The 17,115-nt window shown below is 70.7% G+C and carries 13 protein-coding genes; 5 read left to right on the top strand and 8 right to left on the bottom strand.

Annotated elements, in window-relative coordinates:
• Nucleotides 1-12: 12 nt before the first annotated feature.
• Entirely contained in the window at nt 13-573 is a 561-nt protein-coding gene (locus GY170_RS02885; RefSeq protein ID WP_163889791.1) for a gamma-glutamylcyclotransferase, read from the bottom strand.
• Nucleotides 574-630: 57 nt separating this feature from the next.
• Here GY170_RS02885 and GY170_RS02880 point away from each other — a divergent pair, with 57 nt between their 5' ends.
• On the top strand, nt 631-1,656 hold the full coding sequence (locus GY170_RS02880) for a DUF2125 domain-containing protein (RefSeq protein WP_163889789.1): 1,026 nt from the start codon (nt 631-633) through the stop codon (nt 1,654-1,656).
• 204 nt (nt 1,657-1,860) lie between these two features.
• Here GY170_RS02880 and GY170_RS02875 read toward each other — a convergent pair whose 3' ends face one another.
• The 5 genes from GY170_RS02875 to aspS all read right to left on the bottom strand — a co-directional run bounded on the left by GY170_RS02875 (nt 1,861) and on the right by aspS (nt 7,140).
• Nucleotides 1,861-2,550 carry a GNAT family N-acetyltransferase gene (locus GY170_RS02875; RefSeq protein WP_163889787.1) on the bottom strand — a complete coding sequence of 230 codons (690 nt, stop codon included), beginning with the start codon at nt 2,548-2,550 and terminating at the stop codon, nt 1,861-1,863.
• Nucleotides 2,547-3,704: a DUF1501 domain-containing protein gene (locus GY170_RS02870; RefSeq protein WP_163889785.1), complete on the bottom strand. Its 1,158-nt coding sequence runs from the start codon at nt 3,702-3,704 to the stop codon at nt 2,547-2,549. The genes GY170_RS02875 and GY170_RS02870 overlap by 4 nt, the downstream gene beginning before the upstream one ends.
• Nucleotides 3,705-3,706: 2 nt before the next feature.
• Nucleotides 3,707-5,086 carry a DUF1800 domain-containing protein gene (locus GY170_RS02865; RefSeq protein WP_163889783.1) on the bottom strand — a complete coding sequence of 460 codons (1,380 nt, stop codon included), beginning with the start codon at nt 5,084-5,086 and terminating at the stop codon, nt 3,707-3,709.
• Nucleotides 5,087-5,217: 131 nt separating this feature from the next.
• Nucleotides 5,218-5,352, bottom strand: a complete 135-nt coding sequence (locus GY170_RS18580; protein WP_268895027.1) for a hypothetical protein — start codon at nt 5,350-5,352, stop codon at nt 5,218-5,220.
• A gap of 6 nt (nt 5,353-5,358) precedes the next feature.
• Nucleotides 5,359-7,140 carry an aspartate--tRNA ligase gene (gene aspS, locus GY170_RS02860; protein ID WP_163889781.1) on the bottom strand — a complete coding sequence of 594 codons (1,782 nt, stop codon included), beginning with the start codon at nt 7,138-7,140 and terminating at the stop codon, nt 5,359-5,361.
• A gap of 137 nt (nt 7,141-7,277) precedes the next feature.
• Between aspS and GY170_RS02855 the strand changes: the two genes are divergently transcribed.
• The 3 genes from GY170_RS02855 to GY170_RS02845 all read left to right on the top strand — a co-directional run bounded on the left by GY170_RS02855 (nt 7,278) and on the right by GY170_RS02845 (nt 13,892).
• Nucleotides 7,278-8,477, top strand: a complete 1,200-nt coding sequence (locus GY170_RS02855) for an SAM-dependent methyltransferase (protein ID WP_163889780.1) — start codon at nt 7,278-7,280, stop codon at nt 8,475-8,477.
• A gap of 781 nt (nt 8,478-9,258) precedes the next feature.
• The gene (carB, locus tag GY170_RS02850; protein WP_163889778.1) at nt 9,259-12,639 is read left to right on the top strand and encodes a carbamoyl-phosphate synthase large subunit; all 3,381 of its coding nucleotides are present in this window, start codon (nt 9,259-9,261) and stop codon (nt 12,637-12,639) included.
• A 143-nt stretch (nt 12,640-12,782) separates the two neighbouring features.
• Nucleotides 12,783-13,892, top strand: a complete 1,110-nt coding sequence (locus tag GY170_RS02845) for a beta-ketoacyl-ACP synthase III (protein WP_163889776.1) — start codon at nt 12,783-12,785, stop codon at nt 13,890-13,892.
• A 29-nt stretch (nt 13,893-13,921) separates the two neighbouring features.
• Here the strand turns inward: GY170_RS02845 and GY170_RS02840 are convergent, their stop codons facing one another.
• A complete protein-coding gene (locus tag GY170_RS02840) occupies nt 13,922-14,395 on the bottom strand; it encodes a hypothetical protein (RefSeq protein WP_209316605.1) in 474 nt (157 codons plus the stop codon).
• A 231-nt stretch (nt 14,396-14,626) separates the two neighbouring features.
• Between GY170_RS02840 and GY170_RS02835 the strand changes: the two genes are divergently transcribed.
• Nucleotides 14,627-15,211, top strand: a complete 585-nt coding sequence (locus GY170_RS02835; protein ID WP_163889774.1) for a thymidine kinase — start codon at nt 14,627-14,629, stop codon at nt 15,209-15,211.
• 351 nt (nt 15,212-15,562) lie between these two features.
• Here the strand turns inward: GY170_RS02835 and GY170_RS02830 are convergent, their stop codons facing one another.
• Nucleotides 15,563-17,083: an ATP-dependent DNA helicase gene (locus tag GY170_RS02830; protein WP_163889772.1), complete on the bottom strand. Its 1,521-nt coding sequence runs from the start codon at nt 17,081-17,083 to the stop codon at nt 15,563-15,565.
• Nucleotides 17,084-17,115 lie beyond the last annotated feature (32 nt).

Below are 17,115 nucleotides of genomic sequence, written 5' to 3'. Positions count from 1 at the left end.
GGAATGGCAAGCCTAGCCGGCGTTTGCGCCGCCCGAACCCGGCACCGTGGCAACAAGGGCGCGCACCCGCTCGGCCAACGCGTCCAGCGCCGGGTCGGCGAGGCCGATCTCCCCCAGGTGCGCGGCGGTGTTGAAGAGATATTCCGGGTTCGGCCCGCGCCCGCCGGAGGCCCGGGCGATCATCTCCGCCTGTACCGCCTCGTCGAAGCGGCAGTACTGCCGGTGCGCCCGGTCGACGACGTAGGTGACGGCCGTGACGATGCGCCCGTCCGCCAGCACCACGGGCAGGTGCCGCTCCTGGTAGGCGCTGGAGACGAGCTCGCGCTCGCGCAGCTCGGCCAGCACGCGCGGCTCCTCCTCGGGGCGGACCTTCAGGGCCATGCCGGTGCACCGGGCGCCGGGCGTCTCGTCGAGGGCGAGGACGAGGCCGGGCACCTCCTCGGTGCCGCGGTGGTGGATCGAGAGCATGCAGAAGCTGCGCTCGAACCCGTCGAGCCGCGCAACGGCGGATTCCTCCGGCGTGAACCCGGGATTCCACAGCAGCGATCCATAGCCGAACACCCACAAGCTCATCTGGCCCTCCTTTGCCCGCGCTTGTATGGGAGCGGGACGCAATTCGAAAGGCGGGCGATGCGGGTTCTGACCGGGCTGGTGCTGGTGCTGGCGCTCCTCTGGAGCGGCTACTGGGTCGTGGGGCGCACCGGCGTGGTGCGCGGCGCCGAGGCGCTGCAGACCGAAATGGCGCAGGAGGGGGTGACGGTCGCGTGGGAGGAGCTGCGCGTGCGCGGCTTCCCCTCGCGCTTCGACACGATTCTGGACGCGCCGCGCTTTGAGGACCCGGAGGCGGGGATCGCTTGGGGCGCGCCGTTCCTGCAGGTGATGGCCCTCTCCTACCGGCCCAACGAGGTGATCGCCGCCTTCGCGCCCGAGCAGCGGGTGGAGACGCCGGCGGGGGAGGTGCTCATCACCTCCGAGGGCATGCGCGCCTCCGCCGGGGTGCGGGCGGCGCTGGACGTGCCGCTCGATCACGCGACGCTGGAGGCGGCGTGGCTGGAGCTGGCCGCGGGCCCCGGCCTCGGCGGCTGGCAGGCACGGGCGGAGGACCTGCTTTTCGCCTTCCGCGAGGGCGCGGGCGCCGAGGAACTGCCGGGCGCGCCGCCCGCTGCCTACGACGTCTACCTGCGCGCGGCGCCCGTCACCCTGCCCGCCGCCCTGAGCGCGCGGGTCGACCCGGAGGGACGGCTGCCGGACCAGATCGCCTCCCTCACCGCCGACCTGACGCTCGGTCTTTCCGGCCCCATCGCCGCCCGCGCCAGCGCCGAGCCGGAGCTGGAGGCGGTGCAGATCCGCGCGGCGGAGGTCGTCTGGGGAGACATGGCCCTCGCCGCCGACGGCGCGGTGACGATCCGCGAGGACGGGCGGCCGGAGGGGCGGCTGGAGCTGACGGTGAGCAACTGGCCCCTCGCGCTCGACCTCGCCGCCGATGCGGGCCTGGTGGAGGAGCGCCTCCTCAGCACATGGCGAGCCGCCGCCCGGGCGCTGGCGCAGGGCGACGAAAGCGAGCTGACGGTGCCGCTGGTCTTCACCGACGGGCGGATGTCCATCGGCCCCCTGCCCGCCTTCGCCCCGGCGCCGGTGCTGGTGCGACGGGACTGACGGCGAGGATGCGGAGCGCCTGCGGCGCAAGCCTTTGAGTGCGGTGGGGGCGCTGCCCCCACACCCCCGCGGTATTTTCGGCCAGATGAAACAGGGGCTCGGTGGAGCGCTGATGCGTCTCCTGCCCGCGCTGGCGGTCGGGTGGGCCGCTGCCCTGGCGAGCGGGGTGGGCGGGCGGGAGCGCGGCAGGGCAGCGGCGGGGGCTCAGGGGGAGCGGGCCGCGAGGACTGGGGCGGTGAGGGTGGAGAGGCGGCGGCGCTGCTGGCCTGAGGCGTCGAAGTTGTCCGGGGAGAGCCAGGTCTCGTAGGCGGCGCGGAGGGCCGGCCAGTCGGCATCGACCGCGGCGAACCAGGCGGTGTCGCGGTTGCGGCCCTTCACCACCAGCGCCTGCCGGAAGATGCCCTCGAAGGACAGGCCGAGGCGCTCCGCCGCCCTGCGGGAGGGGGCGTTGAGGGCGTTGCACTTCCACTCGAAGCGCCGGTAGCCGGCCTCGAAGGCGCGGCAGATCGGCAGCACCATCGCCTCCGTCGCCGCCGGGCTGCGCTGCAGCGTCGGGGAGAGGCAGATGTGGCCGAGCTCGATGCTGCCCGCCTCCGGCGCGATGCGCAGGAGGGCGTGCATGCCCAAGGGGCGGCCGTCCACGAGGACGGCATAGAAGAGCGGATCGCGGCTCTCCGGCAGGGGGGCGAGCCAGGATTCGAAGGCGGCGAGGCTCTCGAAGGGGCCGGAGGGCATGTAATCCCAGAGCCAGTCGTGGCCGGCGAAGGCCTCCCAGAGGGCAGGGCCATGCTCGGGGCGCAGCCGCTCCAGCCGGCAATGGCGGCCCTCCATCGCGGCATCGTCCGGCGGGGGCGGCGGGGACCAGCCCTCCACCAGCGGGCCGAGGGGCCTCATGCGAGGAGGCCCGGGTCGGCGCCGAGATCGAGGCCGGGGAAGACCACCTGCTCCAGCGCCGTGCGCGAGAGGCCGAAGAGGCCGGAGAGCATCCAGCCGAGATGGGCGCGGACGTCGCGCGTCGGCAGCAGGTCGCGCCCGGCGTAGAGGTCCCCCTCCCCCAGGCCCGGCCAGTCGGAGATGACGCGGCCGCCGCGGATGGCGCCGCCGAAGAGGAGGGCGGCGCCGCCGGTGCCGTGATCCGTCCCGCCCGTGCCGTTCTCGCGGAAGGTGCGGCCGAACTCGGTGAGGCAGACGACGGCGGTGCGCTCCCACGCCGGGCCGAGCCCGCCGCGCAGGGCCAGCACCGTCTCCGCCAGCCGACTCAGGGCGCTCTTCAGGGCCACGTCCTGCCTCGCATGGGTATCCCAGCCATTCAGCGAGAAACTGGCGATGCGCGCGGCGCCCGTCAAGCGCTCGGCGGCGAAGTCGGCGAGGCGCTCGTGATCGGCCCGGCCGGCGAGCTCCGCCTCCGGCAGGCTGCCCGCCACGGCCATCGCCTCTTCCAGCGCGGCGCCGAAGAGCGGATCGCGCTCACAGAGCTGCTCCAGAAGGCGCTGGCCCTGCGGTGTGAGGAGGAGGCTGACCTCCGGCGACCACGAGGCATGGGGCGCGGCGCCGTCGAGGATGAGCATCCGCTCGCGGCCGATGGCATAGGCGAGGTCGGCGCGGGCGCCGGGGATCTGGCCGACGAGCCGGTTGAGCCAGCCGTCGCGCAGCCCCTCCTCGAGGCTGCCGAGCCCGGCCTCCAGCATGTCCTGCCCGTCGAAATGCGAGCGCTTGTCGCGGTAGGGGGTGGAGACGGCGTGGACCGCCCCCATCTGCCCCGCCTGCCAGAGCGGCGCCAGCGCGCCCAGCGCCGGGTGCAGGGCGAAGCCGCCGCCGAGATCGGCGCCGGCGCCGGCATCGGCGGCGAGGGAGGGGCGGGCGGCGCGCCACTCGGGCGAGGCCACGGGACGGATCACGTCGAGCCCGTCCATGGCGCCGCGCAGCAGGATCACCACCAGCCGCCGGTCCCCCGGCACCTCGGCGAAGGCCATGGGCGTCGCCAGCGGGGAGGCGGCGGCGGAACAACCGAGCGCGAGGGAGGAACGCAGGAAGGTGCGGCGGTCCATGCTCATCTCCTCTGGAAATCGGGGCTGGCGAGGATGACGCCGATGCCCTCGCCCCGAGTCTCCGCCGCCAGCGCCGCGAAGCGCAGTTCCGGCGAGGCGAGGGGGCCGAGTGCGGTTATCGCGAAGGCGCGCGGATCCGGCAGCTCCGTCAGGCCGGCGGGCGTGCGCATCGCCCAGGAGATGCGGGCGGCGTAGAATTGCGGCGTCACCCAGGCCGCCGCGGCCTCCGGCCAGCCATCGGGGCCGACGGGGGATTCCCAGGGCTGGCCCATGCCGCGCAGAGGCACGCCGAGCTTCGACCAGACGCGGTACTCCGGCAGGGGCGTGATCTCCGTCCGGCCGATGGCGAGGGCGCGGAGCGAGGAGGCGATGAAGTCGAACGGCGGCTTGATGCGCGTGCGCTCCGGGCCCCAGGCGGCGGGGTGGGCAAGCATGGCGGCGTAGACGGCGGCGAGGTCGCCGCCCGTCTCCTCCCAGGTGGAGGCCATCGCGTCCACCAGATCGGCGGGCGGCACCTCGGCCACGAAGGACCGGGCCAGCTTGGCGGAGACATGGCGGGCGGTGGCGGGATGGGCGGCGAGGAATTCCAGCGCCTCCATCACCGTGCGCAGCTCCGCCTCGCTCGAGAAGGTGCGCCCCAGCACCACCTCGGCGCCTGGCTCGGCCCGGCGGGGGCGGTAGGAGCGGCCCGGCTCGTCCTGGTACCAGACGACGCCGGTCAGCAACTCCGCCAGCTCGCGGACGTCCATCTGGCTGTAGGGGCCGCCGGCGCCGATGGTGTGCAGCTCCAGCAGCTCGCGGGCGAGGTTCTCGTTCAGCCCGCCGCCGCCGCCCTCCTCCGCCGCGCGGGAGTTGGGGCCGATGGAGGGCGTCTGGTCGAGATAGGCGAGCATCATCGGGTGCAGCACCGCCTCCTTCAGGAGGCGGGCGTAGGGCATGGCGATGCGGGGGCGGATCGCCTCCTCGACGTAAGGGGCGACGAGATGCTGGAAGAGGAAGCTCTTGGCGCGGACGGTGAAGTGATCTGCCCAGAAGGCGACGAGCCGCTCGCGGAAGCCCGAGCGCGTCTCGCTGGCGCGGATGTAGGCGGCGCCGAGGTTGCGGCGGCGCAGCTTCACCGCCTCCTGGCTCGTCGCCTGCAGGCGGGCGGCCACCGCCTCCTCCCGGGAGGTGCCGCGCGCCTCGCGGTCGGCACGGCGCAGATCGCGCAGGTCGTGAAAGAGCGTCACCGCCTCGGAGAAGGGCGGGATCGGGGCGAGATGTTCCACCACGTCGGGGCGGTGGATCCCCTCCAGCAGCTCCGCCGCGCCGGATGGCGGCGGGGCCAGCGGCGAGAGGCCGAAGCCGAAGCGGATCTCTGCAAGGAGAGGGTCATACGCCATGCGCCCTGAGATGAGCGCTGCGGGCGTGCCGCGCAAGTCAGGCGCGCGTGATGGGCGCCGCGGCGCTCATGGGCGGCGCCCGAAAAAGGGCGCCGACATCAAAAAGGGGCGGCCGGGCCGCCCCTTTTCGCTCAGGCCCGCCGGTTGCGGCGGAAGAGCTTCTGGATCACTTTGTAGATGGCGAAGTACTTGAAGATCTTGCGCATCAGGGCCTCCGTTGGATGGCTGATTTCCATCTCAACGCAGGACCCCGCGGATAGGTTCACGAAACGTCACTCTTCCGGCGGCAGAACCCGCAGGCGCAGCTCGCGGAGCTGGTCGTTGGTGGGGGCCGAAGGGGCGCCCATCATCAGGTCTTCCGCCCGCTGGTTCATCGGGAAGAGCATGACCTGGCGGATGTTGTCCTCGTCGGCCAGCAGCATCACCGTCCGGTCGATGCCGAGCGCGCAGCCGCCGTGGGGCGGGGCGCCGTAGTTGAAGGCGGTGTAGAGGCCGCCGAAGCGGTTCTTCACCTCCTCCTCGCCATAGCCCGCGATCTCGAAGGCCTTGAGCATGATGTCCGGGCGGTGGTTGCGGATGGCGCCGGAGACGAGCTCGTAGCCGTTGCAGGCGAGGTCGTACTGGAAGCCCTTCACCTTGAGCGGGTCGCCCTCCAGCGCCTCCATCCCGCCCTGCGGCATGGAGAAGGGGTTGTGCTCGAAGTCGATCTCGCCCGTCTCCTCGTCCTTCTCGTAGATCGGGAAGTCGACGATCCAGGCGAAGGCGAAGCGGCCCTTGTCGGTCAGGCCCAGCTCCTCGCCGATGACGGTGCGGGCGCGGCCGGCGACCTTCTCGAAGGTCGCCGCCTTGCCGCCGAGGAAGAAGGCGGCATCGCCGACGCCGAGGCCGAGTTGCTCGCGGATGGCCTCGGTGCGCTCGGGGCCGATGTTCTTGGCGAGGGGGCCGGCGGCTTCCATGCCGCCATCCGCCTCACGCCAGAAGATGTAGCCCATCCCGGGCAGACCTTCCTTCTGCGCGAAGGCGTTCATGCGGTCGCAGAACTTGCGGGAGCCGCCGGTCGGCGCCGGAATGGCGCGGACCTCGTTGCCCGGCTGCTCCAGCAGCTTGGCGAAGATGGCGAAGCCGGAGCCGCGGAAATGCTCGGAGACGTCCTGCATCTTGATCGGGTTGCGCAGGTCCGGCTTGTCGGTGCCGTACCAGAGCGCGGCGTCGGCGTAGGAGATCTGCGGCCAGTCGCGATCGACCGTGCGGCCCTTGCCGAACTCCTCGAAGACGCCGGCGATCACCGGCTCGACCGTGTCGAAGACGTCCTGCTGCTCGACGAAGCTCATCTCGAGATCGAGCTGGTAGAAATCCGTCGGCGAGCGGTCGGCGCGCGGGTCCTCGTCGCGGAAGCAGGGGGCGATCTGGAAGTAGCGGTCGAAGCCGGAGACCATCAGCAGCTGCTTGAACTGCTGGGGCGCCTGCGGCAGCGCGTAGAACTTGCCCGGATGCAGACGGGACGGCACGAGGAAGTCGCGGGCGCCCTCGGGGGAGGAGGCGGTGATGATCGGCGTCTGGTACTCGCGGAAGTCCTGCTCCCACATCCGGCGGCGGATGGAGGCGACGACGTCGGAGCGCAGGACCATGTTGTCCTGCATCGCCTGGCGGCGCAGGTCGAGGTAGCGATAGCGCAGGCGCGTCTCTTCCGGGTATTCCTGATCGCCGAAGACCTGCAGCGGCAATTCGCCGCGAACCGGGCCCAGAACCTCCATATCGCGGACGTAGACCTCGATCTCGCCGGTCGGCAGCTTGGGGTTCTTCAGCGCCTCGTCGCGGGCCTTCACGGTGCCGTCGATACGGATGCAGGCCTCGGCCCGCAGGCGCTCAACCTCTTTGAAAACAGGGGAATCGCTGTCGCAGAGCACCTGAGTGATGCCGTAGTGATCCCGCAGGTCGATGAAGAGAACGCCGCCATGGTCGCGGATGCGGTGCACCCATCCGGCCAGGCGCACGTCATTGCCGGCATCCGACAGGCGAAGCGCGTCGCATCGGTGGGTCCGGTAACGGTGCATATTGTGTTCCTTCACGGCCGGGTTAAGTTCATTTTCGCGCCGATACAGCGCGCTCGGGCGGTGAAGTCAAGCAAGCGCCTTTGTTCACCGTTGCCGGGCATGTCGTCGTGCCCCCTCGGTGGGTGAGGGTAAGAGAAATGTGGGACAAGATATTCGACGCGGCCATGCGCCGCTTCGTCCAGCGCGGGGCGTTGGAGGTCACCGTGGCGGACGGGCCCGCCAGACGATATGGAGAGCCCGGCGCCGAGCCCGTTCATGTGCATCTGGCGGACGAGGCCCTGCTCAGGAAGGTCATCCTGACACCGGACATGGGCATCGGCGAGGGCTACACCGACGGGCGCGTCATCTTCCCCCAGGACGATCCACGCCCCCTGATCCGGCTGGCCCTGATGAACCGGGCGGTGGAGGCCACCCCCTTCCTGATGCGGCTGCTCGACAGTATCGCGGCGCCGATCCAGCGGTTCATCGCCGGCAACCCGCTCATCCGCTCCCGACAGAACGTCGCGCATCACTACGATCTCGACGGGCGGCTCTACGACCTCTTCCTCGACGAGGACCGGCAGTATTCCTGCGCCTACTTCCCCGACGATGAGCTGAGCCTCGAAGAGGCGCAGGTCGCCAAGAAGCGGCACATCATCGGCAAGCTCTGCCTCGAGCCGGGGATGCGCGTGCTCGACATCGGCTGCGGCTGGGGCGGCATGGCGCTGACGCTGGCCAAGGATTACGGAGCGCAGGTCGTCGGCGTGACGCTCTCGGAGGAGCAGCTGAAGATCGGGCGCCAGCGGGTGAAGGACGCCGGGCTGGAGGACAAGATCGACCTGAGGCTGATGGATTACCGCGACGTGACGGAGCAGTTCGACCGCATCGTCTCCGTCGGGATGTTCGAGCACGTGGGGCGCCGGCACTACCGCGAGTATTTCGACAAGGTGCGCGACCTGCTGACGGAGGAGGGCGTGGCGCTCATCCACACCATCGGCTCGACGGATGCGCCGCGCGCCACCTCGACCTGGACGCGCAAGTACATCTTCCCCGGCGGCTACATCCCGTCGATGTCGGAGACGATGGCGCAGATCGAGAAGGCGCACCTGGTGACCGCCGACGTGGAGGTCTGGAGGACGCATTACGCCAAGACGCTGCGCCACTGGCACGAGCGGTTCATGTCGCACGTCGACGAGGCGGAGAAGCTGCACGACGACCGCTTCGTGCGGATGTGGCGCTTCTATCTGGCGAGCGCGGAGGAAGGCTTCCGGCTGGGGACGCTGGTGAACTTCCAGTTCCAGCTGGCCCGGTCGAACACGGCGGTGCCGGTGACGCGGGATTATCTGTACCGGAATTGAGGGAGGGTGGGGCCTGCCGGTGGGGGGCATGACCACCGAGGCTGCCGGCGGCGCGGGATCATGACCTTCTGTCCTTCCGGCGGAGGCATGTCGGGCCGGCGCTGAGGCGCATCGGTGGGTTGAAAACCCACCCTACGGGCGGCGCAGGGTGGGTCTTCCCCCCCTTCCTCGGCCCGCCACAAGCGCCGCGCTTGCACGCCGGCCCGTGGGGTGGCGCTGCAACAGCTGAGCGGCGCGCTTTATGCCAGCCACGCCCCTCCCCGCCCGGAGCTCAGCACCAAGCTCAGCCAGAGCGCCAGCCCGCGGGGACGGGCCGGCGCTCGCGCGGCGCCTGCGGCTTGATTCCGCGCGGGGGAAAAAGCGGCGGCCGGGTCTCCCAGAGCGCTCGCCCCGAGCGAGCCCGTAGGGTGGGTTTTCAACCCACCATCCCCGGCCCGCCATGAGCGTTGCCCTCTCACGCCGGCCCGTGGGGTGGCGCTGCAACGGCTCCGCTGCGCGCTTCATGCCCGCCAAGCCCCTCCCCACGGCCCGCTGAGCACCCCGCCCCACCAGAGCGCCAGCCCGCCGGGACGGGCCGGCGCTCGCGCGGCGCCTGCGGCTTGATTCCGCGCGGGGGACCCAGCGGCACCCTCGGAACACGCGAACCGACGGCGCAAGGAGCCTCCTCCCCACCCCGCCCCGCCCGCGAGGGGTTGAACCCCTCTCGCCCGCCCCCTATGACGCCTGCGATTTGCGGGGTGGCAACCGGCCGCCCGCGCCGCTGCCCCGGGGGTCTTCTCACATGCCGAAACGCACGGATATCCGCTCGATCATGATCATCGGCGCGGGGCCCATCGTCATCGGCCAGGCCTGCGAGTTCGATTACTCCGGCGCCCAGGCCTGCAAGGCCCTGCGCGAGGAAGGCTACCGCGTCATCCTCGTCAACTCCAATCCGGCCACCATCATGACGGACCCGGGGCTGGCCGACGCCACCTATATCGAGCCGATCACGCCCGATGTCGTCGCCCGCATCATCGCCAAGGAGCGGCCCGATGCCATCCTGCCCACCATGGGCGGGCAGACCGGCCTCAATACCGCGCTCTCCCTCGCCGACATGGGCGTGCTGGAGGAATACGGCGTCGAGCTGATCGGCGCCAACCGCGCCGCCATCGAGATGGCCGAGGATCGCGGCCTCTTCCGCGAGGCGATGGACCGGATCGGGCTGGAGAACCCCAAGGCCACCATCGTCACCGCCCCCAAGGGCGCGACCGGCAAGAAGGACATCAAGGCCGGCCTCGCCACCGCCATGGAGGCGCTGGAGCATATCGGCCTGCCCGCCATCATCCGCCCCGCCTACACGCTCGGCGGCACCGGCGGCGGCGTCGCCTACAACCGGGCCGAGTACGAGCATTACTGCCGCTCGGGCCTCGATGCCTCTCCCGCCGGGCAGATCCTCATCGACGAATCCCTCCTCGGCTGGAAGGAATTCGAGATGGAGGTCGTCCGCGACAAGGCGGACAACGCGATCATCGTCTGCTCGATCGAGAACGTCGATCCGATGGGCGTGCATACGGGCGACAGCATCACCGTCGCTCCGGCGCTGACGCTGACGGACAAGGAATACCAGATCATGCGGAACGGCAGCATCGCCGTCCTCCGCGAGATTGGCGTCGAGACCGGCGGCTCGAACGTGCAATGGGCCATCAATCCCGAAGACGGCCGCATGGTCGTCATCGAGATGAACCCGCGGGTGTCGCGCTCCTCGGCGCTGGCCTCCAAGGCCACGGGCTTCCCCATCGCCAAGATCGCCGCCAAGCTTGCCGTCGGCTACACGCTGGACGAGCTCGACAACGACATCACCAAGGTGACGCCGGCGAGCTTCGAGCCGACGATCGACTACGTCGTCACCAAGATCCCCCGCTTCGCCTTTGAGAAGTTCCCCGGCGCCAAGCCCGAGCTGACGACGGCGATGAAGTCGGTCGGCGAGGCGATGGCCATCGGCCGCACCTTCCATGAGAGCGTGCAGAAGGCCCTCGCCTCGATGGAGACGGGCCTCTCCGGCTTCGACGAGATCGCCATCCCCGGCGTCCCCGCCGGCGCCGGCGAGAGCGCGCCACTGGACGAGACGCAGAAGGCCTCCGTCATCAAGGCGCTCTCCCACGCCACGCCCGACCGCATCCGCATCATCGCGCAGGCGATGCGCCACGGCCTCTCCGATATCGACATCGAGGGCGTCACCCGCTTCGATCCGTGGTTCCTCGCCCGCATCCGCGAGATCATCGAGGCCGAGGCCGACGTGAAGCGCGGCGGCCTGCCGATGAACACGGAGGGCCTGCGCCGGCTCAAGATGATGGGCTTCACCGATGCCCGCCTCGCCGCGCTCACCGGCCGCGAGGAGGGCCAGGTCCGCCGCGCCCGCGAGCGCCTCGGCGTCACCGCCGTCTTCAAGAGGATCGACACCTGCGCCGCCGAGTTCGAGGCACAGACGCCCTACATGTACTCCACCTACGAGGCCCCGGTGATGGGCGAGGTGGAGGACGAGTCGCGCCCGACCAACCGCGAGAAGATCGTCATCCTCGGCGGCGGCCCCAACCGCATCGGCCAGGGCATCGAGTTCGACTATTGCTGCTGTCACGCCTGCTTCGCGCTCAGCGACGCCGGCTACGAGACCATCATGGTCAACTGCAACCCCGAGACGGTCTCGACCGACTACGACACCTCCGACCGTCTCTACTTCGAGCCGCTGACCTACGAGCACGTGATGGAGATCCTGCGCGTCGAGCAGGAGAACGGCACGCTCAAGGGCGTCATCGTCCAGTTCGGCGGCCAGACGCCGCTGAAGCTGGCGAATGCGCTGGAAGAGGCCGGCATCCCCATCCTCGGCACCACGCCCGACGCCATCGACCTTGCGGAGGATCGCGAGCGCTTCCAGGATCTGGTCAACCGCCTCGGCCTCAAGCAGCCCGTCAACGGCATCGCCCATTCGGACGCGGAGGCCTTCGAGATCGCCGCGAAGATCGGCTTCCCGCTGGTCATCCGCCCCTCCTACGTCCTCGGCGGCCGCGCGATGGAGATCGTGCGCGATCAGGCCAGCCTCGAGCGCTACATCTCCGAGGCCGTCGTCGTCTCCGGCAAGAGCCCGGTGCTGCTCGACAGCTACCTCTCCGGCGCGACGGAGCTGGACGTCGATGCCCTCTGCGACGGCGAGAATGTCCATGTCGCCGGGATCATGCAGCATATCGAGGAGGCCGGCGTCCATTCGGGCGACAGCGCCTGCTGCCTGCCGCCGCATACGCTGGGCGATGACGTCCTCGCGGTGATCCGCGAGCAGACGGTGGCGCTGGCCCGGGCCCTGAAGGTCGTCGGGCTGATGAACGTGCAGTTCGCGGTGAAGGCCAATGCGGCGGGCGAGCAGGAAGTCTACCTCATCGAGGTGAACCCCCGCGCCTCCCGCACCGTGCCCTTCGTCGCCAAGGCCACGGACAGCGCCATCGCTTCCATCGCCGCCCGGCTGATGGCCGGCGAGAAGCTCTCCGCCTTCCCGCTGCGCGAGCCCTACAAGGATGTCGACTACGACACGCCCCTGCCGATGGGCGACCCGCTGACGCTGGTCGACCCGGCGATGCCGTGGTTCTCCGTCAAGGAGGCCGTCATGCCCTTCGCCCGCTTCCCGGGGGTGGACACGATCCTCGGCCCCGAGATGCGCTCGACGGGCGAGGTCATGGGGTGGGACCGGTCCTTCCCGCGCGCCTTCCTCAAGGCGCAGATGGGTGCCGGCGTCGAGCTGCCCTCCGAGGGCTGCGTCTTCATCTCCATCCGGGGCGAGGACAAGACGGCCGACATGCTGGAGGCCGCCCGCATCCTCACCGGCCTCGGCTTCACCCTCCTCGCCACCCGCGGCACGGCGGCGTGGCTGACTGAGGCGGGCGTGCCGGCCGAGCAGGTGAACAAGGTCTACGAGGGCGGGCTGACCATCGTCGACCGCCTGAAGGACGGCCACGTGGCGCTGGTCTTCAACACTACCGAGGGCGCCCAGGCGGTGGAAGACAGCCGCGAGATCCGCTCCGTCGCCCTCTACGACAAGATCCCCTACTACACGACGGCCGCCGGCGCCCACGCCGCGGCGCTGGCCATCAAGGCGCGGGGCGAGGGCGAGGTGGAAGTGCGGAGCTTGCAGGGGTAACGCCCTCTTCCCCTCGCCCTTTTTCAAATACCTCTCGGGGAGCGCGAGGGGCAGACAGCCCCTCGCTCCTGCCCCCTCCACCCGCGCCCGGCTTTACAAGCTCACCCCGCCCGCGCAGGCTTGCCGCAAGAAGAGGAGGAGCCATGCCCACCCCCGTCATCACCGGCAAGGGCGTCTTCACGCCCGAGGACGTGATCACCAACGACGAGCTGGTCGCCTCCTTCAACGCCTATGCCACAGCCTTCAACGAGGCCCACGCGGCCGAGATCGCCGCGGGCGAGGTGGCCGGGAAGCCTATGTCCTCCGCCGCCTTCATCACCCAGGCCTCCGGCATCGAGCGGCGGCACGTGATGGAGAAGTCGGGCGTCCTCGACCCCACGCGCATGGCCCCGAGGCTGCCCGGCAGGGCGGACGAGGAGCCCTCCCTGATGGCCGAGATCGCCCTCAAGGCCGCCCGCCCCGCCCTCGAGGAGGCCGGCCTCGCGCCGGAGAACCTCGGCGCCATCCTCTGCGCCGCCTCCAACATGGAGCGCCCCTACCCGGCCATGGCGGTGGAGATACAGGCGCTGCTCGGGGCCCCGGGCTTCGCCTTCGACATGAACGTTGCCTGCTCCTCGGCCACCTTCGCCATCCAGGTCGCGGCGGACATGATCCGCGCCGGCTCCATCACCTCCGCCCTGATCGTCAGCCCGGAGATCACCTCCGGCCATCTCGAATGGCGCGACCGGGACTGCCACTTCATCTTCGGCGATGTCTGCACGGCCCTCGTCATCGAGGCCGATGCCGAGCGCGGCTTCGCCATCCGCTCCACGAAGGCGGCGACGCAGTTCTCCAACAACATCCGCAACAACAACGGCTTCCTGCGCCGCGCCCATGACCAGATGGACGACCGGCGCGACATGCAGTTCATGCAGAACGGCCGGAAGGTCTTCAAGGAAGTGCTGCCCCTCGTCTCCGCCCATATCGAGGCGCATCTGGCCGAGGATGGCACGACGCCCGATCAGCTCCGCCGCCTCTGGCTCCACCAGGCCAACAAGTCGATGAACGATTACATCGGCCGCAAGGTGCTGGGGCGCGAGCCGGAGGCCGGCGAGCAGCCGAACATCCTGCAGGACTACGCGAACACCTCCTCGGCCGGCTCGATCATCGCCTTCGCGCAGCATTCGGATGACATCGCCCCCGGCGAGCGGGGCCTCATCTGCTCCTTCGGCGCGGGCTACTCGGTCGGCTCGGTGGTGGTGGAGCGGATCTGAGCCCAGGGGGGCCGGCGGGCCGGCGGCGCTCACGCGCCGGATTCGTGCTCCAACCGCAGCTTCATCTCCACCAGCACCTTCTGCAGCTCCAGCGTCTCCTTCAGGAGCCGCTTCGCCTCGTTGATGCTGATCGTCCCGTCGTCGAGCGACAGGTGATACTCCGCCATCAGCACGGCGAAACGCTGGCTGAGCAGGGCGACATTGGCGTTGATGGTGCCGGCATTGGCGCGCCGCGCCTCGCCATGCTCCAGCGTGATGGCCTGCAGCTCCGCCAGCGCGGAGGTGACATGGGGATAGCTCGCCGCCGCCTCCAGCGCCGCCACGGCATCGACGGGCATGAAGCGGCCCGCGTGCTCGGGGTCGGAGGAGTAATAGCGGCCGAGTGTGGCCTTGGAGCGGCCGGTCAGCTCCGCCGCCGGCTCGATGCCGACATCCTTGACCAGCGCCTCGGTGTGCTTCTTCAGATAGGAGCGCAGGCGCTGCGTTGCCGTGATGTCCGTCACCTGTCGTTCCCCCGGCTGTCTGCTGCCCGCGCCCTGTTAAACCCGTCTAAAACATTCCGCGTCATGTCAAGGCGCGGAGGGCGCTTTGCCTGTTAGCGAGTGTCCGCCCCGTTGGCGGGGCCGGGCCGGCGCGCCTGCCCTCCGGCGCCCCCTTCGGGCGACCTGCGCGCCGGCCGGCGGGCCGCCTCCGGGCTTGCCCCCGGGCGACGGACGGGGCATGGAACGGCCCCGATGGCGAAGCTCTTTTTCCACTATTCCACGATGAATGCCGGCAAGAGCACCGTGCTCCTGCAGGCCGCCCACAATTATCGCGAGCAGGGGATGGAGGTGCTCCTCCTCACCGCGCAGCTCGATACGCGCGCGGGCGAGGGGAAGATCCGCAGCCGCATCGGCATCGACCAGCCGGCGCTGACATGGGACGAGGGGACGGACCTCTTCGCCCTCGTCGCGGCGGAGCGGTCCGGCCGCGCCTGCGTCTTCGTCGACGAGGCGCAGTTCCTCACGCCCGCGCAGGTCTGGCAGCTGGCGCGGGTGGTGGACGATCTGAACCTGCCGGTGATGTGCTACGGGCTGCGGGTCGACTTCCTCGGCCAGCTCTTCCCGGGCTCGGCGACGCTGCTCGCCCTGGCGGACGAGATGCGCGAGGTGCGCACCATCTGCCATTGCGGGCGCAAGGCGACGATGGTCGTCCGCAAGGCGGCGGACGGCACGGTGATGCGCGAGGGCGCGCAGATCGAGATCGGCGGGAATGACCGCTATGTCTCCCTTTGCCGCCGCCATTGGCGGGAAGCGGTGGGTGACCGTCCGGTCGGGTGACGGGGCGGCGGCGGTGGCGACGGTGGGTTGAAAGCCCACCCTACGGGGTGGTGGCGCGGCGGGGTTTTCTTCCGGCAAGGCACCCTGCCTGAGCTGTTTCCCCTGCCCGGTGCGCGCCAAAGGCGCAGGGCAAGCGCCGGCCCGTCCCGCGGGCTGGCGCTCTGGTGACGTTGGCGCATCGCTCGGAGCGGGGAGGGGCTTGGCGGGCATAAAGCGCGCCGCACGAACGCCGGAGCGCCACCCCACGGGCCGGCGCTCGCCCTGCGCCTGCGGGTGGAGCACCTGGTGGCGAGAGGGCGACGGTGTGCGCTGACCTACGGACCCGCGAGCGTCGTCGCGGGTCGCACCGCCCTACTCGGACTGGGCCTCGAGCTGGAAGGGGGCGGGGGCGGCCTCCAGATCGCCTGTCGTCAGGGGCTCTGCCGGGCGGGCGAGGGCGGCGCGGGTGACCCAGATCAGCTGCCGTTCGGCCCGGGTGATGGCGACGTAGGCGAGGCGCTTCCAGAGGGGCTGGCCCGCCTCGATCCGCCCCATGCGCGCGGCGACCCAGAGGTCGGGGGCGAAGACCTGCACCCGCTCCCACTGGCTCCCCTGCGCCTTGTGGATGGTCACCGCCGCGCCATGCAGGAAGACCGCGCCCATCGAGGCGGCGAAGGGGATGAAGGGCTCCTCCTCCCCGTCCTTCTCGATCTTCACGATCGACGCGGCGGAGACCTGCGGCTCCTCCGCCCCCACGATCCACAGGCGCGAGAAGCCGGGCCGCTTGCCGGGGCCGAGGTAGATGACCTGCGCGCCCTTGATGAGGCCCCGCGCCTCCAGATCCAGCCGGCGCTTGCGGTGCTTGAGCGGCAGCTCCAGCCCGTCGCAGATCAGCGGCTCGCCGGGTGTGAGCAGGTCATCCGCGGCGCCGAAGGCCTTGCGGAAGGCGCCGATCAGCTTGATGCGCGTGGCGTTGCGCCAGACGAGGACGGGCGAGCGGGCCATGAGGCCCGCGTCGGCGCGGGGCGCCAGCAGCACCCGCTCGTCGCGTGAGGCCGCCTCCTCCACCATCCGCTCGAAGCGCTCGAAATCGACCTCCGGGTCGGCGAGGGCGTGGGCGAGATCGAGGATCGGGTTGTCGGCCTCCTGCCGGTGGATGCGGGAGAGCTCCATCCGCTGCCCCTCCGCCAGCTGGCCGAAGACCATGCCGCCCTCGCTCTTCACCGGGGGGAGCTGGGCCGGGTCTCCGAAGAGGACGAGGGAGGGGAAGATCTCCTTGAGATCCTCGAACTGCTTGTTGTCGAGCATCGAGCTTTCATCGACGAAGCCGATGTCGAGCGGCTCGTCGCGGCGCTTCCAGCCGGTGATGAAATCCGAGCCGCGCAGCCCCGCCGCCGCCAGCGCCGCGGGGATGGAGGCATAGGCCTCGTAGGCGGCGCGCGCCCGATCGAGCTGCTCGTCGGTGAGGCCCTCGACGGTGGGCCGATCCCCCTGCCCCGCCAGCCACTCGGCGACCTTCTCGTACTCCGGGTCGTAGACCGGCGTGTAGATGATCCGGTGGATCGTCGTCGCCGGCACGCCGCGGGTGCGCAGGACGCTGGCGGCCTTGTTCGTCGGTGCGAGGATGGCGAGGGTGCGCCGCTCCTTCTTCTTGCGGCCCTCGTAATCGCCGGAGATGAGGTCGACCCCGGCCTCGCGCAGCGCCTTCGTCAGCTCGGCCAGCAGCAGCGTCTTGCCGGAGCCGGCCTTGCCGGTGATGGCGAGCACCTGCGTGGTGCCTTCGGGCCGGGGGCGGACGGAGCCGTCCGAAAGGTCGATACCGGCGCTCTCCAGCGCCTCGGAGAGCGCGTCCCAGGCGTGGGCCTGATCGGCGGAGAGGGCGGGGGCGGACATGGGGACGAGATTACCCGCCCCGCCCGCCGCCC

Source organism: Pseudoroseicyclus tamaricis (assembly GCF_012070395.1).
Lineage (GTDB): Bacteria > Pseudomonadota > Alphaproteobacteria > Rhodobacterales > Rhodobacteraceae > Pseudoroseicyclus_A > Pseudoroseicyclus_A tamaricis.
The sequence above is the reverse complement of the archived record's forward strand: the minus strand, read 5'-3'. Positions and strand labels throughout refer to the sequence as shown.

Coding starts and splice junctions, on each gene's coding strand:
- GY170_RS02865 (WP_163889783.1), bottom strand. CDS start 5,086: ATGGCGTATGACCCTCTCCTTGCAGAGATCCGCTTCGGCTTCGGCCTC.
- GY170_RS02875 (WP_163889787.1), bottom strand. CDS start 2,550: ATGAGGCCCCTCGGCCCGCTGGTGGAGGGCTGGTCCCCGCCGCCCCCG.
- GY170_RS02830 (WP_163889772.1), bottom strand. CDS start 17,083: ATGTCCGCCCCCGCCCTCTCCGCCGATCAGGCCCACGCCTGGGACGCG.
- carB (WP_163889778.1), top strand. CDS start 9,259: ATGCCGAAACGCACGGATATCCGCTCGATCATGATCATCGGCGCGGGG.
- GY170_RS02855 (WP_163889780.1), top strand. CDS start 7,278: ATGTGGGACAAGATATTCGACGCGGCCATGCGCCGCTTCGTCCAGCGC.
- GY170_RS02880 (WP_163889789.1), top strand. CDS start 631: ATGCGGGTTCTGACCGGGCTGGTGCTGGTGCTGGCGCTCCTCTGGAGC.
- aspS (WP_163889781.1), bottom strand. CDS start 7,140: ATGCACCGTTACCGGACCCACCGATGCGACGCGCTTCGCCTGTCGGAT.
- GY170_RS02835 (WP_163889774.1), top strand. CDS start 14,627: ATGGCGAAGCTCTTTTTCCACTATTCCACGATGAATGCCGGCAAGAGC.
- GY170_RS02845 (WP_163889776.1), top strand. CDS start 12,783: ATGCCCACCCCCGTCATCACCGGCAAGGGCGTCTTCACGCCCGAGGAC.
- GY170_RS02870 (WP_163889785.1), bottom strand. CDS start 3,704: ATGGACCGCCGCACCTTCCTGCGTTCCTCCCTCGCGCTCGGTTGTTCC.
- GY170_RS02885 (WP_163889791.1), bottom strand. CDS start 573: ATGAGCTTGTGGGTGTTCGGCTATGGATCGCTGCTGTGGAATCCCGGG.